Raw genomic sequence first — 23,162 nt, 5'->3', positions numbered from 1 at the left:
GCCTCTGCTACAGTCTGCCCGTGTCTTCGAGTTGCGTCCCGCGGGTCCGCCATGAACTGGCGTTGATCGCGGTCGGCAATCTCGCGGTCGCCGACATTCTCTGTCGCTGATCGGCTGACCGGGCACGTTTGCGCGTCCCTCCCTCGTAGACTGGCGTGCAACTTTTTCGCAGACGTCCCCGAACCCTCGACGGCCTACCCGGCCGATAGCCACGCCACCGGTCGCATCGACGCGGCGGCAAGGTCTACCGATCCAACAGTAGTTGTCTCCGCCGTTCGAGGTCCCGAATCGGCGGTCCCGTAGGAAAGGTCCACCCCGATGTCTCGCAATTCTTGGCTCTCCCCGCGCCGACGCGCCACCGTCGCCGCACTTACCGCGGTCGCGGCGGTCGCCCTCACCGCGTGCGGCGGTGGAGCCAGTGACACCGCCGGGGGTGGTGGCGCCGACGGCAGCGGTGGCACGCTGAACCTCTACGCCTATGCGGTCCCGAAGCCGGGCTTCGACAAGGTGGTCCCGGAGTTCAACAAGACCGACAAGGGCAAGAACGTCGTCGTCAACGGCTCCTACGGCGCGTCGGGCGATCAGTCCCGCAAGGTCAAGGACGGCGCCGAGGCCGACATCGTGAACTTCTCGGTCGAGCCCGACGTCACCCGCCTGGTCGACGCCGGCCTGGTCGACGCGACCTGGAATGCCGACGCTACCAAGGGAATTCCGTTCGGTTCGGTCGTCGCGATCGTGGTCCGCAAGGGCAACCCGAAGGGCATCAAGGACTGGGACGACCTGCTCAAGCCTGGTATCGAGGTGGTGACCCCGAACCCGTTCAGCTCCGGCTCGGCCAAGTGGAACCTGCTCGCTCCGTATGCGGCCAAGTCCGACGGCGGCAAGAACCCGCAGGGGGGCCTGGATTACTTGAGCCAGCTGGTGTCCAAGGACCATGTGAAGGTGCAGCCGAAGTCGGGCCGCGAAGCCACGGAGACGTTCTTGCAGGGCACCGGTGACGTGCTGCTCAGCTACGAGAACGAGGCGATCTTCTCCGAGCGCAACGGCGACCCGATCGAGCACTTCGTCCCGCCGGTCACCTTCAAGATCGAGAACCCGGTCGCGGTGCTCAAGAACAGCAAGCGCCAGGAGAAGGCGGTCGCCTTCCGCGACTTCCTCTACACCCCCGAGGGGCAGAAGGCTTGGGCGACAGCGGGTTTCCGTCCGGTTGATCCGAAGGTGGCGGCCGACTTCGCCAAGGACTTCCCGACACCGCAGAAGCTGTGGACCATCGCCGACCTCGGTGGCTGGAAGGCGGTGGACAAGGACCTGTTCACCCCGAACACCGGCTCCGTCGCGGTGATCTACGACAAGGCGACCAAGTAGCCGGCTCGGGCACACGGGAGACTGGACGACTGTGACTGACAGCAGCACCGCCGGGGCCGGGGCCGCGCCCGCTCCCGGCGGTTCCCCGGGTGCAGGCCGGTTCAATTGGTCGTGGCTGCGGGTGACGGGCTCGGTGGGCCCGCTCGGCATCGCCACGGCGGTGCTGTGGCTCAGCATCATCGTGCTGTTGCCGCTGGCCGCGCTCACCGTCACCTCCTTCGACGAAGGCTGGTCCGGCTTCTGGTCGGCGATCACCGCACCCGCGGCGGTGGACTCGCTGCGGATCACCGTGTTCGTCTCGATCGTGGTCGCGGTGGTCAACGTGGTGATGGGCACGCTCATCGCCTGGGTGCTGGTGCGCGACGATTTTCCCGGCAAGGGCATCGTCAACGCGCTGATCGATCTGCCGTTCGCGCTGCCGACGATCGTGGCCAGCATTGTGCTGCTGTCCCTTTACGGGCCGCAGAGCCCCATTGATATCCACCTCAACGCCACCCAGCCCGGCCTGATCGTCGCGCTGGCGTTCGTCACGCTACCGTTCGTGGTGCGCTCCGTGCAGCCGGTGCTGATCGAGGCCGATCGCGAGGTCGAGCAGGCGGCGCTCTCGCTCGGCGCGGACAACTGGACCACGTTCCGCCGCATCGTGTTACCCACGCTCGGCCCCGCGATCATCTCCGGTGGTGGGCTCGCCTTCGCGCGTGCCATCGGCGAATACGGTTCGGTGGTGCTGATCGGCGGCGCGATTCCGCGCAAGACCGAAATGGCCTCGCAGTACATCCAGAAGCAGATCGAGATCGATCGGCCGATCAACGCGGCGGCGGTTTCGGTTGCCCTGCTGGTCATTTCGTTCGCATCGCTGCTCATCTTGCGCCTGCTAGCCGAGCGAAGTGTACGAAAAGAACAGGAATCCCGATGACCGAAGGCGACATTCACCCGGTCCACCGTGCCGAAGGTTCCCTTCGGTCGTTCGCCGCTGGTCGACCGAAGGGCTCCTTCGGTCGGTTGTGCGTGCTGAAGGCGGCCTTCGGTTGGCGCGTGAGGGGTGGGGTGGGGTGAACCTGACTTGGCCTACCCGTATTTCGTTGCGGGTTGTCGCGCTGGGGTATTTGCTCGTGCTACTGGTGCTACCGCTGATCATCATTTTGCTGCGGACCTTCGAAAAGGGTATCGGCGCGTTCATCGATTCGATCACCACGCCCGCGGCGATCTCGGCGTTCCAGTTGTCGATGATCATCGTGGCGATCGTTGTCCCGTTGAACGTCATCTTCGGCATCTTCACCGCGCTCGCGCTGGTGCGCGGAAAGTTCCCGGGCCGCACGCTCGTTCAGGGCATCGTCGATCTGCCGTTCGCGGTCTCACCGGTGGTGGTCGGCGTCGCGCTGATCCTGCTGTGGGGTGTGCACGGCTGGTTCGGCGGCCTGGAGAGCGCCGGTTTCAAGGTGATCTTCGGCCTGCCCGGCATGGTGCTCGCCACCATCTTCGTCACGTTGCCGTTCGTGGTGCGCGAGGTCGAGCCGGTGCTGCACGAGATCGGCGACGACCAGGAGCAGGCCGCCGCCACCCTCGGCGCCACCCGCTGGCAGACGTTCTGGCGCATCACCCTGCCCGCCATCCGCTGGGGCCTCACCTACGGCGTGGTGCTCACGGTGGCCCGCGCGCTCGGCGAATTCGGTGCGGTGATCATGGTGTCGTCCGCGCAGCCAGGCAAGTCGCAGACCTTGACGCTGCTGGTGCACGGCCGATACATCAATGACCACAACACCTTCGGCGCCTACTCCGCCGCGACCCTGCTGATGGCCCTGGCCCTCGTGACCCTCCTGTTGATGACCCTCCTCGAACGCAAACGGGGCACTAAATGATCACCGTGACCAATGCGAAGAAGAACTACGGTTCGTTCGCCGCGCTTGACGATGTCACCATCGATATCCCGTCCGGCGAGCTGACCGCGCTGCTCGGGCCCTCGGGTTCGGGCAAGTCGACGCTGCTGCGCTCGATCGCCGGACTCGAATCGCTCGACTCCGGCATCGTGGTGATCGCCGGGAACGACGTGACCAGGGTGCCGCCGCAGAAGCGCGACATCGGGTTCGTGTTCCAGCATTACGCCGCGTTCAAGCACATGACCGTGCGCGACAACGTGGCGTTCGGCCTGAAGATCCGCAAGCGTCCCAAGAACGAGATCGCCAAGCGGGTCGACGAACTGCTCGGCATCGTCGGGCTCGACGGTTTTCAGCACCGTTATCCGGCTCAGCTGTCCGGCGGTCAGCGGCAGCGGATGGCACTGGCCCGCGCGCTCGCCGTCGACCCGCAGGTGCTACTGCTCGACGAGCCGTTCGGTGCGCTGGATGCGAAGGTGCGCGCCGATCTGCGCACCTGGCTGCGCAGGTTGCACGAGGAGGTCCATGTGACCACCGTGCTGGTCACCCACGATCAGGAGGAGGCCCTGGACGTGGCCGACCGGATCGCGGTGATGAACAAGGGGCGCATCGAGCAGATCGGTACGCCGGAGGACGTGTACGACCGGCCGGCCAACGAGTTCGTCATGTCGTTCCTCGGTGCGGTGGCGCGGCTGAACGGACATCTGGTGCGCCCGCACGACATTCGGGTCGGTCGCGAGCCGAGCATGTCGCTGGCCGAGCACGAGGGGACCGCCGATTCGGCGGGTGTCACCAGGGCGACGGTGGAGCGGGTCGTGCACCTCGGGTTCGAGGTGCGGGTCGAACTGCGCAACGCCGCGACCGGTGATCTGTTCGCGGCCCAGGTGACTCGCGGTGACGCGGAGGCGCTGCGGTTGTCCGGCGGTGAGACGGTGTACGCGCGGGCCACCCGAATCCCGGAGTTGCCCGCGCACTGATCAGGGCCGTCAATTCTGCACTGCCGCAGTCGAAGCCAATGGTTTCGGCTCAGGCCGAGTGTCTGAATTCGAAAGCGGTTGTGCCGGAACGGATGACTGATCCGTGGTGCACGAACCTGAAATGCCTGGACGCCTTGCTCTTTCGTGCATCGCACTAGCTGGGTCGGGCCGTCGGCGATCGATGCCGGATGCCCAGCGGCCCCTCCGGCGCGCTGTGTGCAGTGGCGGGAGCCTGATGCTGTGGATCCGGCGGAAGACCACCGGTCCGATGGTGCGGATTCGGGCGGCGTCGGTCCGGTAGATCAACCGGCTGCTGAGACGTTGCTGATCTTGTGCTGGCGCAACGAAATCCGTTGGTTCCGGCGATCGGGAGGCGCCACGATATCGGGTACAGAGTTGCGCTGTCACCCCATCAGGTCGGTTGTCCAAGGCGCGGGCGGTGCGGTGCGGCGTCGTCTCGCCCCTGCGGTCGGGACAGTATCCGCCGTCGGCGGTCGCATGTCAGGCGTTCGGGGGATTGTTAGGGGCTATCACAGCATGTGAGAACGTGTATCCGCGCATGCTGCCCCACGTCTGTACGGTTGTTCGGCGCCTCCGCAAACACGGACGGGACACCTCCGAATATCGGCGTGTCGCAGTGCGATCCGGCCGCCGTCGCCTTCGCCGCCGTCCAGGGCGGGTGACCAGGATGGCTGCTTATGCTATGCAACCTGTTTCAAAACAGGCGGGCTGCGGACAACAGGGTGTCCGGTGGTTGGCAGGCCGGTCGCGGAGTGGTTGCGTGGACCTTGTTCGAAGCAAATCGGCTCGGCGATCAGAGGATTGCGATGGCGGTTGGTCTCGGTTTGAGCATCGGCACGGTGAACACGGTTTCCGCGCTCGCGGAGGAGGGTTCAGCGAAAGCTCCACCGGGCCGCCGATGGGCCCAGCGCTCCCAATCCATCACCCGCCGAACGACACTCACCTTCGACAGCACGGGTTTGGCCCGGGTCGGCATGATCCCGCGGCACGGGCGCGCGATCATCGAATTCGCCGATCTCACCCAACGTTCGATCATGTCGGCGCGGGTCGGCCACCGTGCTCTCTCACCCGCGGACCTGGTGGCGGTGGTCGCCGAGAGCCTGATCACCGAGACGCTGCTGGATCATCCGCACTGCGACGCGCGTAGCAGCGATGTCGGCATCGCGCTCACCTATCCGGCGCGCTACACCGAGGCGCACATCGGCGATCTGCGCGCATCGCTGGACGCGATCGGACTCGACACCGTTCAGCTGGTCGCCGAACCCATCGCGGCGGCGACGTGGCTGGAAGCCGACCGCGGCCCGCTCATGCCCGGGCTCGCCCTGGTCTATGACCTAGGCGGGGCAAGCCTCGACATCACGCTGGTCCGGGTCGGTGCCGGCTGTCCGAGCAATCCGATCGTCGGCGAGCCGATGCACTCCGCCGAGTACGGCGGCCGAGCCTTCGGCGCGCTGGTCGCCTCGCGTGCCGGGCACGGATTGCCCTCGGCCTCTATCTCCGGGTCGGTCACCGGCACCACGGCCGACGAGTTACGCACCGAACATGTGCGAGCCTCCTTGGCGCTCGTCTACCGATGCCTGCGTGCCGCGGACGTCACCATGGCCGATGTCGACTGTGTCGTAGTGGTCGGCGGGGCGGCCCGGCCGGTCGAGGTGGCCCAGGTGCTGGCGGGCGAGCTGGCCCGGCCGGTGATCACCGCGCCCGATCCGGAGCGCACCATCGCGGACGGTGCGGCGATCATCGGCCGCCGGGCCGCCGTCGCCGCCGAGGAAGCGGCGGGCAAGCACCACGGCAAGCGCCGCCCCGGCGCGCACCGCCGGGCAGCCACCAGGGCGATGGGGCTGTCGCAGCGGACCAAGCAGCGACTGAGCAGAGTCGCGCTGGCCGCGGGGTTGTCCGTCGCCGGTGTCGGCATGGCGCTCGCGCTGCCCGCCGACGGCGTGGTCGTGGGATTGGCGCAGCTGGGGCTGCATTAGGGAGATCCGGTGGCGGTGGTGACGAGGGCGGCCGCCGCCGGATCTCCCTGATCAGCTGGTTGCGTCGAGTGAGGCCGCAGCCGCCGTTTCTCCGACTAGGGGGACCGGGGGCAGCGGCCTCTCGCGTTTTCACCAGCGCCAGTTCCTCGTGATCAACCGTCCAGGTGTCGTCTTCGTGCCTTGACGTGACTCCCCATAGGTGTAACTATGGGATACAGATAAACGTCCTACAAGGAGAGGCAGCGACGACGATGTCTACAGCCGTGACGCCCCCGATCGATGCCGATCTGGAGAAGGCGCAGGAGTACGCCTCGAAGCTGCTGCTGCTCTCCGAAGGTTCGGTCAACAAGCACTTCGACCCATTCGAGGACATCGACTGGGACAACCCCGACTTCGCACCGGAAGCGGGCCCGGAGCGGTGGATCCTCCCGGTCTCGGCCGATCCGCTCGGTCGCCACCCGTGGTACCTCGCGCAGACCGACGAGCGCAAGATCGCGATCGGCAAGTACCGCCAGGCCAACGTCGCCAAGGTGGGTCTGCAGTTCGAGACGATCCTGATCAGCGGCATGGTGACGCACAACTTCGGCCTGCCCAACGGTTCCCCCGAATTCCGCTACTGCTCCCACGAGATGATCGAGGAGCACAACCACACCCTGATGTTCCAGGAGATGGTGAACCGGATCGGCGAGGACGTGCCGGGCATGGGCCCGCTCGTCCGGAAGTTCAAATACCTCGGCGCTCCCGTCGCCGCGCTCTTCCCGAACCTGTTCTTCATGGCGGTGCTGGCCGGCGAGGAGCCGATCGACCACATCCAGAAGGCGATCCTGCGCTCCGGCGAGGACGTGCACCCGATCATGCGCGGCGTCATGGCCATTCACGTGGCCGAAGAGGCGCGACACATCTCCTTCGCCCACGAATTCCTGAAAATCCATGTGCCGGAGGCGAAGCCGGGCAGCAAGTTCGTGCTGTCGATCGCGATGCCGATCGTCATGTACATCCTCGGCCGCTCGATCTTCACCCCGCCCCGGTCGTTCTGGCGCGAATTCGACATCCCGGACTACGTGCGCAAGGAACTGTTCTACGGGTCGAAGGAATCCAAGCAGGAATTCAGCGACTTCTTCGGCGACGTGCGCACTTTGGCCAAGGACATCGGCCTGATGAACCCGGTCGCCAAGGCGGTCTGGAAGCTGCTCAAGATCGACGGGCACACCACCCGCTACCGTTCGGAGCCGTTGCGCGCGGCCAAGGCCGGCTGACGTGCCCTATATCGTCACGCAGTCCTGTTGCAGCGACGCGTCTTGCGTGTACGCCTGCCCGGTCAACTGCATCCATCCGACGCCGGATGAGCCCGACTTCCTGACCGCGGACATGTTGTACGTGGACCCGCAGGCGTGCGTCGACTGCGGCGCCTGCGCCACCGCGTGCCCGGTCGACGCGATCGTCTCGGCGAAGAAGCTGACCGACGAGCAGAAGCCGTTCATCGAGATCAACGCCGACTTCTACCGGCAGACCCGGCCGCGGCCGCTGCTGGCAAAGCCGGTGCCCGCGGCCGAGATTCGGACCGAGCGTCGGCCGATGCGGGTGGCGATCGTCGGATCGGGTCCGTCGGCGATGTACGCGGCCGACGAGCTGCTGACCCAGCCCGACGTATCGGTCACCGTGTTCGACCGGCTGCCGGTTTCGTACGGGCTGGCCCGGCACGGTGTCGCACCGGATCACGACAAGACCCGCAAGGTCAGCGAGCTGTTCGACATCATCTCGGCCCAGCACGGCTTCGGCTCGTACCTGAATGTCGAAGTGGGCGGCCATGTTTCGCACGAGGAGCTGCTCGATCACTTCCATGCGGTGATCTACGCCGTCGGTGCGTCGGCCGACCGGAAGCTCGACATCCCCGGTGAAGGGTTGTCCGGCAATATCTCTGCCACCGACTTCGTCGCCTGGTACAACGGGCATCCCGATCACGTGGACCGTATCTTCGATCTGTCGCAGCAGCGGGCAGTGATCGTCGGCAACGGCAACGTCGCCCTCGATGTCGCACGCATTCTGACCAGTGACCCGGATGCGTTGGCGGCCACCGACATTGCGCCGTACGCGCTGCGGGCGTTGCGGGAGAGCAAGATCGAGGAGGTAGTCATCCTCGGCCGCCGCGGTCCGCTCGAATCCGCTTTCACCGTGCCGGAATTCGTCGGCTTGCTCGGTGCCGACGTGGACATCGCGATCGACGGCGAGCTGCCCGAGATCACCGACGGTCTGCCGTATCAGGTCGAGCAGAAGCTGCGGTTGCTGCACACGGTGCGTAGCCGGCCGTTCGGCGAACGTAAGCGAATTGTGTTCCGCTACTTGGCTTCTCCCACCGAGATCCTCGGCACCGATCGGGTGGCCGGCATCGAGGTGAGCCGCAACGAGCTCGTCACCGACCCGGACGGCCGCACTCGCGCGGTCGCGACCGGCGTCACGGAACGTCTCGACGCAGGCCTCGTGCTCACCTCGGTTGGCTACCGTGGCGTCGCGATCCCCGGCCTGCCATTCGACGCCGCGGCGAGCGTGATCCCGAACCAGGACGGCCGCGTCCTCGAGCGCGTCAACGGCGCCGTCCTGCCAGGCACCTACGTCACCGGCTGGATCAAGCGCGGCCCGACCGGTTTCATCGGCACCAACAAATCCTGCGCTCAGCAGACCGTGCAGCAGCTGGCCGACGACTACAACGCCGGCCGCCTTCCTGAACCCGCCGGCACCGCAGCGGAATTCGACCGGCTGATCCACCAACGCCAGCCCGAGGTCCGCACCTCCGGCGCCACCAAGCGCCGCAACCCGGTCCGCCGCCTCCTGACCCGCTCCTGACAGAACCCCTCGCGGGACTACGCAGTCCCGCGAGGTCGCCACCATCGACGCCAACGTCGCCGTCGATGGTGCCCAGGCCGCGCGATGAGGGCGCGACCACCCGCCCCGACCTCCCCGCCGCGCACGTTTCACGCCGCCGCGCCCGCAATCGCTGACCGATTCGGGCGCGGCGCGGCGATTCGTACGCGGCTGGCTGGTGTGACAGTGCGGGGCTGACCTCCCCGCCGTTACGCGCTGGATGAGCTGCGCACGTTTCATGCCGCCGCGCGAGCAATTGCTAACTGGTTCGTGCGTGGCGTACTGGTTCGTGCGCGGCTGGCTAGTGTTCGGACGGGCTGCGCGCGGCGGCCCGTCCGAGCTTTCTATTGGGCCTTACTGGGCGGTGAAGCCGCCGTCGATCGCGAGTGCGGCACCGGTGACGAAGCTGGCTTCGTCGCTGAGCAGGTATGCGCAGAACGACGCGGTCTCCTCCGGCCGGCTGATTCGGCCCAGCGGGTGTAGCGCGGCGATCGCGGCTGCACCCTCGGGGGTCGCGCCCATCGAGCTGCGGAACGCGGGAGTGTCGATCGCGCCGGACACGATCGCGTTCACCCGGACGCCCTGCTTCGCCGACTCCAGCGCGACCGCTCTGGTCAGGCCGACAACGCCGTGCTTGGCCGCCACGTACGGCGCGACCGAGCCCATGCCGACCACCCCGAGGTTCGAGGCGTTGTTGAGGATCGTGCCGCCGCCGTTGGCGATCAGCGCGGGCACCTGATGGCGCAGACCGTAGAACACACTCGTCAGGTTGAGTTCCAGGTCGGCTCGCCAGCCTGCCTCGTCGATCTCGCCGATCGGACCGAAGGCGTTGACCGCGCCCGCGTTGTTGAAGGCCGCGTCGAGTCGCCCGTATTCGGTGAGTGCCGCCTGAGTGAGCCGGGCCACGTCTTCTTCTACCGTCACGTCGGTCGGCACGAACAGCGCCCGCCCGCCTGTCGCCCGGATATCGGCCGCCACCTGCTCGCCCGCGTCCTTGCCGCGCGCGCCGAGTACTACAGCGGCACCTTCACTCGCCACCCGCAGCGCCACCGCCTTGCCGACACCCGAGCTGGCACCCGTGATCAGCACGACCTTTTCCGCGAATCGTGTCGCCATGGTCTCCATTTCCCTTCTCGTTCTTGCGATCTCACCGGGGTGGTGTGGTCGCAGAACCAAGTCAAGCGGGAGCGGGTAGGCGGTGCTGGCGGGAAACGGTCCTTGAGTTGATACATCATGTATCCGGCGGGCCGGGATTTAGCTGTGCTGAAATCGCCGGAGCTGGCTATAGTTTGGTTACCGACCGGTCAGTGTCTTTATGTGACGGGTAATTCTCGGCGAAGTTCGCGGTGTTGATCATTTATCGGAGCATTGTCCGGATCGCTGCGTGGTAACCGGATTGGATAGTGCAGTATTGAATCGACAGCTGTCGAGAGGGCTGAACGATCCGCTGCCGGAGCATAATTGCAGGTGACGCGGATCATTGCCATTACGAGCTAAACGTTTCACGCCATTCTCCAGCCGTTCATGTCTATTCCACATCCTTCCAGCGAGCCGAACAGCTAATCTGTGCTGGCTGTTTGGAAGACGACCGCGGCCACATGGTTCTCTGTGTGATGGACGTGGTCTCGGTACGTTGACGGGATAGCATATGACCACAGGTCTGGGTTTCAGCATCGGCGCAGTGAACTCTATGACTGCTTCGGCGACCGGTGTACGAACCCGGCCCGTCGTGCGCAGTCGGCGCACCGCGGTGACCTTCGACAGCGCGGGCGGACTACGCATCGGTGGCATCCCGCAATTCAGCATGGCCGTAACGGATTTCGCCGACCTGAGCTGCGACCCGGAGCCGATGATCGTCGGCGGGCGCATCTGGTCGCCCGCGAACCTGGTCGCCGCCGTGGTGAACGGCCTGCGCGACGCCGAGCGCGCCGCGTCCGAGTCGGGTGCCGTAGCCACCTATCCCGCAACGTATTCCGACAAAGAGGTGTCGTTACTGCGGCAGGCGCTCGACCTGTCCGGCGCGAGTGATGTTGCGCTGGTACCGGAACCGGTCGCTGCGGCGGAATGGCTGGAGAACGAGCACGGCCCGCTGGAGCCCGGCTTCGTCCTCGTCTACGACCTCGGCGGGACCAGCCTCGACGTCACCGTCGTGCGCGTCGGCCCGGACTGGGAAAACCACCCGATGGTCGGAAAGCCGGTGCGCTCCTACGACTTCGGCGGCAGGCCGCTCGGCGCGATGATCGCGCGATACGCCCACGACGCCAAGCCCGGCGCGACCGCGCCGACGTCGACACTGTCGATGGTCGACATCGACAGCCTGCGCACCTCGCACGTGCACGACACGCTCGATGTGGTGCGCGCCGCCGTCCGATCGGCCGACCTCACCCTGTCCGACATCAGCAGCATTCTGGTGATCGGCGGTGCCTCCCGGCCCGCCGAGGTCGCCCGCACCCTCGCCGAACTCGGCCGCCCCCTGGTGGTTTCGGCCGACCCCGGCCAAACCGTCGCCGCGGGCGCCGCCCTCATGGCCGCGCGCACCATGGCGCTCGCCGCGTCCGGCGGCAACCAGCACGCACCGCGCGTGGCCGTATTCTCCAGTGCGGCCGTCGTTTCCGCGGTGGCCATGTCGGCGGTGACGGTATTCGGCAGCCCGTCGGTCCCCAGCGCGTCCCCGGTGCTCGAACATTTCCCCGGCCTCGACGCACCCACCACGGACACGCTGCTGTACGACTCCAGCGCCGACCTCGCCAGTCACCGTGACGCCTGGGTGGCGACACCGGCCGGATGGACGACCTCGCGAACCCTCGCGGCCGCCGCGAGTATGCCGAGACCCTCGGCCTATGGCCTGTTCATCACCCCGGCGTCCCACGCGACCAAGCTCGGCCCGAGCGTCGCCGAATCCCGTCTCGGCTCGCACAACGAACCCCAGCTCCCCGGCGCCACCACATCACACGGCGGCACCTACGCCGACCCGGCCTACTTCATCAACCCCCTGCCCTTCGGTCAACTCATCCCGCAACTGGGCCAGCCCCCGGCCCCGGGCACCCCCGCCCAACCCGCGGCCCCTATCGCCGGTATTCCCGCAGTACCGGCACCTGGCTCCATACCTGCTGCGCCCCCGGCCAATTCGGCTCCCACAGTGCCAGACCCGGTAGCCACCGCACCCGCCGCAAGCACCCCGGCAACCGGCGGCGCGGTGGACACCCCGACCTCCAGCACCGGCACCTCAACCGGCACAACAGCTTCCGAAGCCACCGGCGGATCGACATCAGCCAGCACGTCGTCGGGCGGAACAGCGGGCACCTCCACCGGCGGAACGTCAGCCGGTGAAACCTCTACCGGCGGCTCTACATCCAGCGGCGCCACCACCAGCGGCACGACCGGCGGCTCCGCCAACAGCTCGTCGTCGGGATCCACCTCCTCCGGCGGCTCGACCTCCGGCGGAACCTCTTCGGGCGGAAGCACATCCGGCGGCACCTCGAGCGGCGCCTCCGCCGGCGGCAGCACCTCCGGAGCATCCACCGGCGGTTCCTCTTCCAGCGGCGCCACTTCAGGCGGCTCGACCTCGGGCGGTTCCACCTCGGGCGGTTCCACCTCGGGCGGATCGACCTCGGGCGGATCCACTTCCGGCGGTGCCTCCTCAGGTGGTTCGTCCGGCGGTTCCACCGGCGGCGGCGCAGGCGCCCACTAGCTCAGCCTGCCCCACGTAGCACCAGAACCGCGTTGTCCCAGTCCGACTCGATAGTGTGGTCGGATGCGGAGTGGCGGCCGCTCAGGCCGAGTCATCTTCCTCAACGGGACATCGAGCGCGGGCAAGACGACCTTGGCGCGGAGCATCCAGGACGAGAGCGATGTGCCGTTCGTCTACTGGGGAATCGACACCCTCTTCGACCTGGTGCCGCCGAACTGGGGTGGCGGTCGCGACGGTCCGCTGAGTCGTGCGGGGTTCTGGTACGACCGCAGTGGCCGCGACGACGATGGGCACCCGCTGCTGGTTGTCCGCTACGGCGCGGTGGGCCGTCGGATGCTGCGATCTGCCTGCACGGCTGCCGCCGCGTTCGCGCACGGTGGTGATCACCTGGTCATCGATGAGATGCTGCTGGCCCCGGATCTGCTCCCGATATGGCAGACCGCCCTCGCAGGGCTGGACGTTCAGCTGGTGGCCGTCACCTGTCCGCTGACCGTGGCAGAGCAGCGAGAACTGGCTCGCGGCAACGAGATCGGCTTGGCTCGCGGCCACTTCCACTCCGTCCATGACCACGGCGCCACCTACGACACGATCGTCGACACCACCACTGGCTCTCCCGCCGAACTGGCCAGAATAGTGCTCCGACGAGAGCGCCCACGGTCAGCACACCGAATTCGCCGACCAGGCTGATTGTCGGACGTGAGTGATCGTCTCGGTGCGGTTGATCGGCGGACGGGCACTGGGCCAGCGGGGGACAATGGGCTGGTGGTAACCGGGGGACCCCAGCTGATCGCGCTGGATGTAGACGGGACGTTGCTCGAGACCGGTAGTCCGGTCAGCGAGCGTGTGGCCGCGGCTGTGCGGGCGGCAGTTGCGGCGGGGGCGCATGTGGTGGTGACGACCGGGCGAACCGTGCTGGTTACTCGTCCGGTGCTGGCCGAGCTCGGTCTGATCGAAGGGCATGCGCTGTGCTCCAACGGGGCGGTGCATGTCGACGTGGCAAAGGGGCAGCCGCTGACCGTGCAGGAGTTCGACCCGGCGCCTGCGGTCGTCGCGTTGCGGGCGCTGATCCCCGAGATGGTGTTCGCGGTCGAGAAGGTCGGTGTCGGCTACTGGGCCACCGGTGTCAGCCCCGGTGGGTACTCGCTCGGTGAATATCTGCTCGTCGACCACAGTGCGCTGAGTAGCGAGCCGACCCCACGGCTCAACGGCTGGTGGCCGCAGGGTTCGCTGGAGGAAATGCTTCGCCTGCTGCACAAGCTCCACGTCCCCGGCGCCAGCTGGGTGCACGGCGAATTCGGTCCTTGGCTCACCGTCTCCCGCCAGGGCGTCTCCAAGGGCTGGGCCCTCGAACGCCTCCGCCGGTCCCTCGGCGTTCCCCGCGCCGCCACCCTGGCCATCGGCGACGGCTACAACGACCGCGAAATGTTCCGCTGGGCAGCACATTCCGTCGCCATGGCCAACGCGCCGACCGAGGTCAGAAACCTGGCTGACGAGGTCACCGGCGACGTCCAGGAAGACGGCGTTGCCACCATCCTGGAGCGCTGGTTCCGCCCCTGATCGGAGGCCGGTCGTCTCCGTGCCGGGGATGCCGGTTTCGCCGCTGACCGGGCGCGGTCGTCACCGGCGTGGAGCGGGTTTTGCCCCTGAGCTGAGCCCGGTCGCCATCATGCCGGGGCGTTGATTCCGCCGTTGATCGGAGCTTGGTCGTCACCGTGCTGTAGCACTGGTTTCGGCGCTGCCCGAGAGGCCCGCCGCCACCGTTGTGGAGTACTGATTCCGACACTCGCTGATGCCCCGTTGTCATCGCGCTGGCGCTTTGCCCCCGATCTCGACGGCCCCTGTCGGCGACTGATGTCCCTGCGCTATTGTGAACACTGATGTTCGTAGCTGATGCCAGGACCGTCGCCTGGCCAAGCATCGTCGCTGCGTGACGTCACGGCGCTCGTCGCCGTCGCTCGATCGCCTGTTCATCGCCCGGTCGCCATCCGCGATCGGTCGACCATCGATGGACTCGACGGAGGTTATCGACATGACCCGCACGCCGTTCTATGCGGAGGTGCAAACCCATTACGACCTGTCCGACGAATTCTTCGCCCTGTTCCTCGACCCGACCCGCACCTACAGCTGCGCGTACTTCGAGCAGGACGACTACACCCTGGAACAGGCGCAGCGCGCGAAAATCGATCTCGCACTGGGCAAGTGCGACCTACAGCCCGGATCGACCCTGCTCGATATCGGCTGCGGCTGGGGTTCGACGATGATGCGCGCGCTGGAATGCTACGACGTCGACGTCATCGGGTTGACGCTCAGCAAGAACCAGCACAGCTACGTGCAGGGCATGCTGGACGAGGGCGGCTACGGCGCCCGCGCCGAAGTCCGCCTGCAGGGCTGGGAGGAGTTCGACGGCAAGGTCGACCGCATCGTCAGTATCGGTGCGTTCGAACACTTTCGGCACGAGCGGTACGCCGAGTTCTTCGACTTCGCCTACCGCACGCTGCCCGAGAACGGCCGAATGTTGTTGCACAGCATCGTCATCTACGGCCTGACGTACCTGCGCGAACACGACATCACGTTCGACCGCACCGATATCGACTTCTTCCGCTTCATCCGCGACGTCATCTTCCCCGGCGGCCAATTACCCTTCCATAGCAGCAACTTTCCGCCGGGCATCCGCCAGTACGCACAGAACGCGGGCTTCTCCATCGAACGGATCCACCCGCTGCAACTGCACTACGCGAAAACCCTCGATCTGTGGGCGGCCGCGCTGGCGGAACGGCGCGACGAGGCGGAAGCCCTGTGCGGCGCGGACACCTATCAGACGTACATGCGATATCTGACGGGATGCGCCCAGCACTTCCGGGCGGGCCACCTCGACGTCATGCAGTTCACCTGTGTGAAGTAGCTCAGTTCAACGGAATTCGCGCCACGATGGGTGTCGTCGGCTGAACCGACCCATTGCTCGGTTCAGCCGTGATCGCCAGCAGCGCGGTGTCGTGGGCGAGGTCCGCGGTCAACTCGGCGCGGCCACCGGAGACGTGCATCATCCCGGCCGACCGCGGCGTGCCGTCGGCCGGGATGGTCCACAGTTGGTAGCCGTGTTCGTTGTCCGGCGTCGGCAGTCCGGTAGCAGTAACGACCACCTTGCCGACGCTGGCCGAAAACACCGCCGTCGCAACACCATCCGCCGCTGTCAGCACGCCGTTCCTGGTGACCGCGTCGCGCGCATCGCGTACCTGATCCGCCGCGACCACATCGCCGCCGTGCTCACCGCCGACCATCGTGAGTCCGGTGATCAGCACGGCAACCACCGCGATCGCGGCCGCGACGCCGACCGCGACCCGGATGATCCACTCGCGGCGTGGCGACGGAAAGTGATTGTCCGACAAGCCATTCAGCGCAGGCATGATGTCGGTGCGGCCGAGTGCGTCCAGCGCAGGCAGCAACTGCGTCTGTCCGAGCGCGTCATCGAGCCGCCGCTGTGGCCGCGCACGGATGTCGGCGAGTACTCGCTCCTTCATGTCCGCCGCGGGCAGCGGCGGCATCGCGATGGCCAGGCGTACGGCGACCTCGCTCAGCTCGTCGACCTCGGTGCGGCAGGCCGGGCAGTCGGTCAGGTGCTGTTCGAACGCGACGCGCTCCGCGGTGGACAGCGCGTCCAAAACATAAGCGCCGGTGAGGTTGTGCAGGTCGGTTGTCATGCGCGGTCTCCCAAACTCTCCCGCAGACGGATCAGACCGTCGCGCATCCGGGTCTTGATCGTGCCGACCGGCTTGTCGAGTGCCTCGGAGACCTCGCGGTAGGTACGGCCGCCGTAGTAGGCAAGGACGATCGATCGGCGTTGCAGGTCGGTGAGATCGGCCAGGGCCTGCCGGACCGCCTCGTGCTCCATCTTGTCCAGCGTCGCCTCCACCACCTCGTCGAATCCGTGGCGTGGCTCCAATTGTCCTGCGCGGTTTTCCCGTTCGACGTTGGCGTGCTGGTAGCGCACCCGGTCGACGGCGCGACGGTGCGCGATGGTCAGCACCCACGCCAAGGCGCTGCGCCCGTGCTCATCGAATTGTGCTGCCTTGAGCCAAATCTCGAGCAGCACCTCCTGCGCGACCTCTTCGGACTGCGCGTGGTCGCGCAGCACGCCGGTGACGATGCCGAGCACCGGCCCGGCCACGATGTCGTAGAGCGCGGCGAAGGCCTGCTCGTCGCCGCGGCCGACGCGGCGCAGCAGTAGTTCCGGAGTGTTCGCTGGATCGGTCACGTCGTCGGGGGTGCGGGCGCCGGGTAGTGCTCGGGCGCGGCTGACCATAGATGTCCTTCCAAGCCTGACCAAGCCGGAAGCCGTGCGCGGGGCAACGGCGGGATGTGGGCCAGATCATATGACGACCCGATCGTCGCAACGCCTTCGCTACCCCGCGCGCCGCGGAAATCCAGACCAATCCGCGCGCCCTCGGGCTTCGACTACTGACAGAGCCTGCCTGCCAGCGGCGGCTCGCGCGGTGTCCCGGCCGAGGCGACCGGCCGGGACACGCCGCGGGGCATGGTGCCGGACGAACGAGTCCCGTCCGGCACCGTGTCTTCGTCTGCGAGGCTAGGCCGGACCGGTCTTGGCGAGCACCTCGAGGTAGTGCGGGTTCGACATGAGACCGAGGATGTTGCCGAAGGGATCGATGACGGCGGCGGTCACGAAGCCGGTGCCTTCGCCGCGTTCGGTGATCGGGTCGTACTCCTCGGCGCCGAGGACGAGCAGCCGGTCGAAGGTGGTCCGCAGGTCGTCGACGTGCCAGTTGACGATCGAGCCGCCCGGCGTGTTGCGGGCGCCCTCCGGTGCGTAGGCGCGGTTGACGATGCCGAATTCGGCCAGGTAGTCGCCGATCCGGAACTCGTAGTAGCCGCCGGGGACGGTGAAGTACGGCTCGACGCCGAGGAACTCGCGGTACCAATCCTTTGCGGCCTCCAGGTCGTCGGCGTAGAACGTGCTCGTCGCCATTCCTCGCAGCATTTCGATCTCCTTTTCGGTTTCTGCCTTGCTTGTAGAAACCATCCTCCGCTCAAAAGTGCTCACGGAATGAGCACTTTCTCCGGCAGAATTGTGCGCATGCGAGCGGACAGATTGGTGGCGATCCTGCTGATGATGCAGACGCGCGGACGGGTGACCGCCGCCGAAGTCGCCGAGGAACTGGAAACGTCGGTCGCCACCGCGCGCCGTGATCTGGAGGCGTTGTCGACGGCGGGTGTCCCGGTGTACCCGCAGCCCGGTCGCGGCGGTGGGTGGTCGCTGGTCGGCGGCGCGCGCACCGACCTCTCCGGCTTGACCGCGGGGGAGGCACGGGCGTTGTTCCTACTGGCCGGTCCGTCGGCCAACGCGGTACCGGAGGTGAAATCGGCCCTGCGCAAACTGGTCCGGGCGCTGCCCCAGCCCTTCCGCACCGACGCCGCCGCGGCCGCCGACGCGGTGGTGATCGACCCGGCCCGATGGGGCCAGACGGACCGGGAACTGCCACCGGTGGTCGCGCTTCTACAACGAGCAGTGGTGCAGCGCAACAAGGTTCGGCTGCGCTACGGCAGTAAGAAGGGCGAACACACCGAACGACTAGTCGATCCTTGGGGCCTCATCGACAAGGACGCCATCTGGTACCTCATCGCCGGCACCGACCACGGCCAACGCACCTTCCGCATCGACCGCATCGCCGAAGCCACCGTCACCGCCGAACCCGCCCACCGCCCAACCGATTTCGATCTCTCCGCCACCTGGAACGAGGTAGTGGACGAACTGGAGCAACGCCGGGCCGCCATCGCCGCCACCGTTCTCATCTCCGACCGCCTACTCCCGATCCTGCGCAACCAACAGGGCCGCCACTGCGTCGTCGACGGCCCGATCGCCGACGGCCGTATCCGAGTCCGAGTCACCGCCCCCACGGCCTGGATGCTCGCCCAGCAACTAGCAGGCTGGGGCGCCTCCATCGAAGTCCTGGACCCACCGGAAGTCCGCACCGAACTGGCCCGAATAGGCACCGAACTCGTCGACCGCTACCGTCTTTGAGCCCCGAAAGATCTTTTGGGCTGCACCGGCGACCATCGACTGGTACACCAAGGCGTCTCGACAAACGCTGTCACCATGTTCCTCGGCACGGATGAATACCGTTGCAGGCAAAAGAATCCCGATCCGACGCCGCCAGGCCCGCGGGGAGACGAACATGTCGTGCACCGGACAGCGGTCGCCGCCACGCTGATAGCGTCACCAGATGGAGATCGAAACCGCTTCTGCCGCCGACGGATCAGTGAACGAGCCGTTCGTATTGACCCCCGATTTCTACCGTGACCCGCAGGTCGCCTACCGCGCGCTGCGCAACCGGGGACCGGTCAACCGGGTGGTGTTTCCCGATCGCAGCACCGGATGGCTGATCACCGGCTACGCCGAAGCGAAAGCGGCGTTCACGCATCCCGGCATCAGTAAGCGCCTGGGCTCCGACGGCGCGCGGGCGGCCCTCGCGGCCAACAATGCCGGCCACCAGCGGCAAGGTGGCCCCTTCGAACACATGCTGGTCTTCTACGACCCGCCCGAGCACACCCGGCTGCGGACCTTGCTCAGCGGTGCGTTCGGCACGCGAGCGGTGCGCGGGCTGGCACCGCGCGTCACCGAGCTCGCCGACGCGCTGCTCGCCGAGCTGGCCGCGGATGATGTCGTGGATCTGCTGGACCGCTATGCGGTGCCGTTGTCGATGTCGGTGATCTGCGAGCTGCTCGGAGTGCCTGACCGGGACCGTGGGAAGTTCCAGCATTGGTCGACGGTCATCGTGTCCGGCGAGCACGCGCCGCGCGAGCGGATGACGGCCGCCGCCGAGTTCGTCGTGTACATCGATCATCTCATCGCCGAGCGGACCGCCGAACCGGGCGCTGACCTGCTTTCCGAGCTCATCGCGGCGGAGGCGGACGGCGACCGGCTCAGTGCCCGCGAACTGCGCAGCATGGTTCTCGTCCTGCTGGTCGCCGGTTTCGAGACGGCGGCGAACCTCATCGGCAACGCGGTGGTCACGCTGTTGTCCGACAACAACTCTCGTCAACGCCTACGCGGCGACCCCGCGCACATCCCAGCATTCATCGAGGAGGTGCTCCGGCATCGGTCACCGACCAGTGAGACGACCTTCCGCTACACGACGACCCCGATCACCGTAGGGGGCATCGACATCGCTGCCGGGGAGCTGATCGTTTTGTCGGTGGCGGCCACCGGCCGGGACCCTCGCCGATTCGCCGATCCGGAAAGCGTCGACATCGATCGACCCGACAACGCTCACCTCGCCTTCGGCCACGGCATCCACTACTGCGTCGGAGCGCCGTTGGCCCGGATGGAGGGCCGCATCGGACTGGCTCGGCTGCTGACGCAGTACCCCGATCTGGAACTGTCGCCGCATTCCGAATCCGGGTGGCGCACGAGCTTCGCGATCCGAGGGCTGACCGCTTTGCCGGTGCGCCTGCGCCCTTAGCTGCGAGATATCCGGTGATGTGGGCGTCGAGTCATGTTGAAGTACGACCGTGCGTTCGTATTCGCGGGATTTCGTGGAAGAATGGGGAGATGTCCGAGTCCACCACCGCTGCTGACCGGCAGCAAGGCACTGATCAGCGTTTGGCCAAAGGGGCGCGATCGCGGGCTTCGATTGCCCGCCATGCCGCCGATGTGGCGTCCGTCGAGGGGCTGACCGGGGTGAGTATCGGCAGGCTGGCCGCCGATCTCGGGCTCAGTAAGAGTGGCATCGCGACCTTGTTCGGTAGCAAGGAAAGCCTGCAGCTGGCAGCGGTCAAGGCGGCGCGTGATGTGTTTCTGGATCAGGTCGTCACACCGAGCCTGGACGAGGACAGTGGGATGCCTCGTTTGCGCGTCCTCATCGATCGCTGGTTCGGTCAGGTTGTCGAGCCCGCCTTTCCCGGCGGCTGCTTCCGGGTGGCCACCATCGCCGAGTTCGACAGTCGTCCCGGGCCGGTCCGGGACGCCATCTCGGCGGACAACCGCGACTTCCTCACCTTCGTGGCCAACGAAATCCGGCGCGCCCAGGAGCAAGGCCACCTCGGCGAACGCAATGCCGACGTGATCGCGTTCGAACTGGCCGCCGTGATCGGCGCCGCCCATACCGCCCACCAGATGGGTGACGAGTGGGGTGTGGCGACGGCCCGCGCCATCGTCGACAACCTGGTGAGCTGAGTGCGGAACGGCCCCCGGCGCGCGGTGAGAGCGCAGGTATGTGCAGTCAGGCCGACAGTGTGAGGGCGCTCGAGATCGCGGCGTCGTAGCGGTCCCAGACAATATCGGTGAGAGCCGGGTGTGGGCCGATGACGTTGGCGTGGACCACATCTGGGGCCGCGGTAACGAGGCGATCGGTCAGTAGGCCCGGGGCCAGGAACCATGGTGCGACAAGGATGTTGTCCGCACCGCGGCTGCGCAGCCGCGAAATAGCCTGGGGCAGTGACGGTTCGGTGGTGGCGAAGCAGATCTCGGTGAGCTGCCTGGTGAGCCCGGTGAGCTGGCGAGCCACCTGCGCCGTCCGGGCGTTCGCGACGGGGGAGGAGGAGCCTACCGCGGCAACAGCGATACCTAGACGGCGAGACCCCATCGGGCCGAGCGAGGCCGACGCCTCCGACACCCGATCCCGCAGCGCGGCGATCAGCCGAGCATCAGGACCGAGCACATCGGCCTGAATCAACCGCAGCTGCGGATGCCGAGCATGAGCCGCAGCCAGCAGCCCTGGCAGATCCACCCGAGCATGGAAGGCGTTCCCCAGCAGCAGCGGAACGACTACAGCATGTGTATGGCCCTGCGCCGCAACAGCATCCACAACTTGCTCGACCGAAGGCGCATTGAGATCGAGGAACGCCAACCGCACCTCGAACCCCGGCCGCACCGCCGCGAGCTCAGCCACCACCGCCGCCACAGTCGCTGCCGACCGCGGATCCCGACTACCGTGCGCCACCGCGATCAGCGCAGACCGGCGGTGCATCGGCGCCCCCACGATGTTCAGCACTGCGGGCGGCGTGACTTCCGTCTGGAAGGCCTGCCGCGTCGCGATGCTGAGCGGGTCCGTCATCTCAGACTCCGGTGCCGACCTCGACGGCCGACAGGACGTCGCCGACGAGGCCGGCGGCGAGGGTGTTGCCGCCGGCGGGATCGATGAGCAGGAAGCTGCCGGTGTGGCGGTTCACTCGGTAGTCGTCGACCGCGAGGGGCTCGGCTACGCGCAGGGAGATGCGGCCGATGTCGTTGAGGGCCAAGGAGTCCGGGTTGGGGGCGGCGATCAGGCGCTGCTCGTCGAAGCGTTCGAGGAGGGCGCCGACGATGGCCTGGGTGGTGCGGGTGCCGTGCTTGAGGAGCAGGCGGGCGCCGGGGTGTAGCGGCTTGTCGCCGAGCCAGCAGACGGTGGCGTCGAAGGTGTCGATGGGCTCGGGGGCGTCGGCGACCGAGGCGATGGTGTCGCCGCGGGAGATATCGACGTCGTCGGCCAGGATCAGCGTGACGCTGCGGCCGGTCTGCGCGACCGCGAGTTCACCGTCCGGAGTGTCGATCCGCTCGACGGTGGTGCGAATCCCGGAGGGCAGCACCACCACCTCGTCGCCCGGCGCGACCGCACCGGCCGCGATCTGCCCGGCGTAACCGCGGTAATCGGGGTATTCGGCGGTGCGCGGCCGGATCACGTACTGCACCGGAAAGCGAAGTCCCAGTGTGTGATTGCCGGTGCTGTCGGCGTCGACCGGCACCGACTCCAGGTGCTCGATCAGCGAGGGACCGCTGTAGTACGGGGTGCTGTCCGAGCGGGTGGCGATGTTGTCGCCGTGTAGCGCGGAGACGGGAATCTCCAGTACGTCGTCGTCGGACCAGCCGAGTGTCCGGGTGAGCCCGTTGAATTCGGCGGAGATCTCCGCGAATACGGTCGCCGCGTCGTCGACGAGGTCGATCTTGTTCACCGCGAGCACCAGCTTCGGTACCCCGAGCAGCGCGAGCACCGCTGCGTGCCTGCGGGTCTGCTCGATAACGCCCTTGCGCGCGTCGACGAGCAGAATCACCAGCTGCGCGGTCGACGCACCCGACACCGTGTTCCGCGTGTACTGCACGTGCCCCGGCGTATCCGCGAGCACGAAAGAGCGCTGCGGCGTAGCGAAATAACGGTAGGCGACATCGATGGTGATGCCCTGCTCACGCTCCGCACGCAGCCCGTCCACGAGCAACGAAAGATCCGGCGTGGCAAGACCTTTGTCCACCGACGCGCGCGTGACGGCGTCGATCTGGTCGGCCAGCACGGATTTCGTGTCGTACAGCAGACGCCCGACCAGAGTGGACTTACCGTCGTCGACAGAACCGGCGGTAGCCAGCCTCAATAGCTGCGCTGATGGCTCGCTACGCAAGCTCCACTCGGCAGACATA

The 23,162-nt window shown here is 67.0% G+C and carries 21 protein-coding genes; 15 read left to right on the top strand and 6 right to left on the bottom strand.

Annotated features, from left to right (window positions below):
* Nucleotides 1–20: 20 nt before the first annotated feature.
* The 8 genes from ABZ942_RS17200 (at nucleotide 21) to ABZ942_RS17165 (ending at nucleotide 9,054) form a co-directional block, all read left to right on the top strand.
* Nucleotides 21–110 carry an Ms4533A family Cys-rich leader peptide gene (locus ABZ942_RS17200; RefSeq protein WP_317983926.1) on the top strand — a complete coding sequence of 30 codons (90 nt, stop codon included), beginning with the start codon at nucleotides 21–23 and terminating at the stop codon, nucleotides 108–110.
* Nucleotides 111–318: 208 nt separating this feature from the next.
* A complete protein-coding gene (locus ABZ942_RS17195) occupies nucleotides 319–1,365 on the top strand; it encodes a sulfate ABC transporter substrate-binding protein (RefSeq protein ID WP_357382911.1) in 1,047 nt (348 codons plus the stop codon).
* A gap of 115 nt (nucleotides 1,366–1,480) precedes the next feature.
* On the top strand, nucleotides 1,481–2,281 hold the full coding sequence (cysT, locus tag ABZ942_RS17190; RefSeq protein ID WP_357383206.1) for a sulfate ABC transporter permease subunit CysT: 801 nt from the start codon (nucleotides 1,481–1,483) through the stop codon (nucleotides 2,279–2,281).
* A gap of 136 nt (nucleotides 2,282–2,417) precedes the next feature.
* Nucleotides 2,418–3,224 (top strand): sulfate ABC transporter permease subunit CysW, encoded by an 807-nt coding sequence (gene cysW, locus ABZ942_RS17185; protein WP_357382909.1) that lies wholly within the window; start codon nucleotides 2,418–2,420, stop codon nucleotides 3,222–3,224.
* A complete protein-coding gene (locus ABZ942_RS17180) occupies nucleotides 3,221–4,216 on the top strand; it encodes a sulfate ABC transporter ATP-binding protein (protein WP_357382907.1) in 996 nt (331 codons plus the stop codon). The genes cysW and ABZ942_RS17180 overlap by 4 nt, the downstream gene beginning before the upstream one ends.
* Before the next feature lie 827 nt (nucleotides 4,217–5,043).
* Complete coding sequence (locus ABZ942_RS17175) at nucleotides 5,044–6,213, top strand: Hsp70 family protein (protein ID WP_357382905.1); 1,170 nt, start codon at nucleotides 5,044–5,046, stop codon at nucleotides 6,211–6,213.
* 251 nt (nucleotides 6,214–6,464) lie between these two features.
* Complete coding sequence (locus ABZ942_RS17170) at nucleotides 6,465–7,469, top strand: diiron oxygenase (protein ID WP_357382903.1); 1,005 nt, start codon at nucleotides 6,465–6,467, stop codon at nucleotides 7,467–7,469.
* A 1-nt stretch (nucleotide 7,470) separates the two neighbouring features.
* Nucleotides 7,471–9,054, top strand: a complete 1,584-nt coding sequence (locus ABZ942_RS17165; protein WP_357382901.1) for an FAD-dependent oxidoreductase — start codon at nucleotides 7,471–7,473, stop codon at nucleotides 9,052–9,054.
* A 372-nt stretch (nucleotides 9,055–9,426) separates the two neighbouring features.
* Here the strand turns inward: ABZ942_RS17165 and ABZ942_RS17160 are convergent, their stop codons facing one another.
* On the bottom strand, nucleotides 9,427–10,188 hold the full coding sequence (locus ABZ942_RS17160) for a glucose 1-dehydrogenase (RefSeq protein ID WP_357382899.1): 762 nt from the start codon (nucleotides 10,186–10,188) through the stop codon (nucleotides 9,427–9,429).
* Nucleotides 10,189–10,762: 574 nt separating this feature from the next.
* Here ABZ942_RS17160 and ABZ942_RS17155 point away from each other — a divergent pair.
* The 4 genes from ABZ942_RS17155 (at nucleotide 10,763) to ABZ942_RS17140 (ending at nucleotide 15,665) form a co-directional block, all read left to right on the top strand.
* Nucleotides 10,763–12,763 (top strand): Hsp70 family protein, encoded by a 2,001-nt coding sequence (locus tag ABZ942_RS17155; protein ID WP_357382897.1) that lies wholly within the window; start codon nucleotides 10,763–10,765, stop codon nucleotides 12,761–12,763.
* Between the two features lie 63 nt (nucleotides 12,764–12,826).
* Nucleotides 12,827–13,450, top strand: a complete 624-nt coding sequence (locus tag ABZ942_RS17150; RefSeq protein ID WP_357382895.1) for a chloramphenicol phosphotransferase — start codon at nucleotides 12,827–12,829, stop codon at nucleotides 13,448–13,450.
* A gap of 75 nt (nucleotides 13,451–13,525) precedes the next feature.
* Nucleotides 13,526–14,320 carry an HAD family hydrolase gene (locus ABZ942_RS17145; protein ID WP_357382893.1) on the top strand — a complete coding sequence of 265 codons (795 nt, stop codon included), beginning with the start codon at nucleotides 13,526–13,528 and terminating at the stop codon, nucleotides 14,318–14,320.
* 472 nt (nucleotides 14,321–14,792) lie between these two features.
* A complete protein-coding gene (locus ABZ942_RS17140) occupies nucleotides 14,793–15,665 on the top strand; it encodes a cyclopropane mycolic acid synthase family methyltransferase (RefSeq protein WP_357382892.1) in 873 nt (290 codons plus the stop codon).
* 1 nt (nucleotide 15,666) lies between these two features.
* Here the strand turns inward: ABZ942_RS17140 and ABZ942_RS17135 are convergent, their stop codons facing one another.
* From ABZ942_RS17135 to ABZ942_RS17125, 3 genes are all read right to left on the bottom strand, one after another.
* Nucleotides 15,667–16,461 (bottom strand): anti-sigma factor, encoded by a 795-nt coding sequence (locus ABZ942_RS17135; RefSeq protein WP_357382890.1) that lies wholly within the window; start codon nucleotides 16,459–16,461, stop codon nucleotides 15,667–15,669.
* Complete coding sequence (gene sigK / locus ABZ942_RS17130; RefSeq protein WP_357382888.1) at nucleotides 16,458–17,063, bottom strand: ECF RNA polymerase sigma factor SigK; 606 nt, start codon at nucleotides 17,061–17,063, stop codon at nucleotides 16,458–16,460. The genes ABZ942_RS17135 and sigK overlap by 4 nt, the downstream gene beginning before the upstream one ends.
* A 282-nt stretch (nucleotides 17,064–17,345) precedes the next feature.
* Nucleotides 17,346–17,756, bottom strand: a complete 411-nt coding sequence (locus tag ABZ942_RS17125) for a VOC family protein (RefSeq protein WP_357382886.1) — start codon at nucleotides 17,754–17,756, stop codon at nucleotides 17,346–17,348.
* Between the two features lie 96 nt (nucleotides 17,757–17,852).
* Between ABZ942_RS17125 and ABZ942_RS17120 the strand changes: the two genes are divergently transcribed.
* The 3 genes from ABZ942_RS17120 to ABZ942_RS17110 all read left to right on the top strand — a co-directional run bounded on the left by ABZ942_RS17120 (nucleotide 17,853) and on the right by ABZ942_RS17110 (nucleotide 20,951).
* The gene (locus ABZ942_RS17120) at nucleotides 17,853–18,797 is read left to right on the top strand and encodes a YafY family protein (protein ID WP_357382884.1); all 945 of its coding nucleotides are present in this window, start codon (nucleotides 17,853–17,855) and stop codon (nucleotides 18,795–18,797) included.
* A gap of 202 nt (nucleotides 18,798–18,999) precedes the next feature.
* Entirely contained in the window at nucleotides 19,000–20,238 is a 1,239-nt protein-coding gene (locus tag ABZ942_RS17115) for a cytochrome P450 (protein WP_357382882.1), read from the top strand.
* 89 nt (nucleotides 20,239–20,327) lie between these two features.
* Complete coding sequence (locus tag ABZ942_RS17110) at nucleotides 20,328–20,951, top strand: TetR/AcrR family transcriptional regulator (RefSeq protein ID WP_357382880.1); 624 nt, start codon at nucleotides 20,328–20,330, stop codon at nucleotides 20,949–20,951.
* Between the two features lie 46 nt (nucleotides 20,952–20,997).
* On the opposite strand, the gene ABZ942_RS17105 is transcribed toward ABZ942_RS17110, so the two are convergent.
* Together ABZ942_RS17105 and ABZ942_RS17100 are read right to left on the bottom strand one after the other, a co-directional pair.
* A complete protein-coding gene (locus tag ABZ942_RS17105; RefSeq protein WP_357383204.1) occupies nucleotides 20,998–21,744 on the bottom strand; it encodes a sirohydrochlorin chelatase in 747 nt (248 codons plus the stop codon).
* Between the two features lie 88 nt (nucleotides 21,745–21,832).
* Nucleotides 21,833–23,161, bottom strand: a complete 1,329-nt coding sequence (locus tag ABZ942_RS17100) for a GTP-binding protein (protein ID WP_357382878.1) — start codon at nucleotides 23,159–23,161, stop codon at nucleotides 21,833–21,835.
* Nucleotide 23,162: the final 1 nt, after the last annotated feature.

This window comes from Nocardia sp. NPDC046473 (genome assembly GCF_040645995.1).
Classification (GTDB): domain Bacteria; phylum Actinomycetota; class Actinomycetes; order Mycobacteriales; family Mycobacteriaceae; genus Nocardia.
The sequence above is the reverse complement of the archived record's forward strand: the minus strand, read 5'-3'. Positions and strand labels throughout refer to the sequence as shown.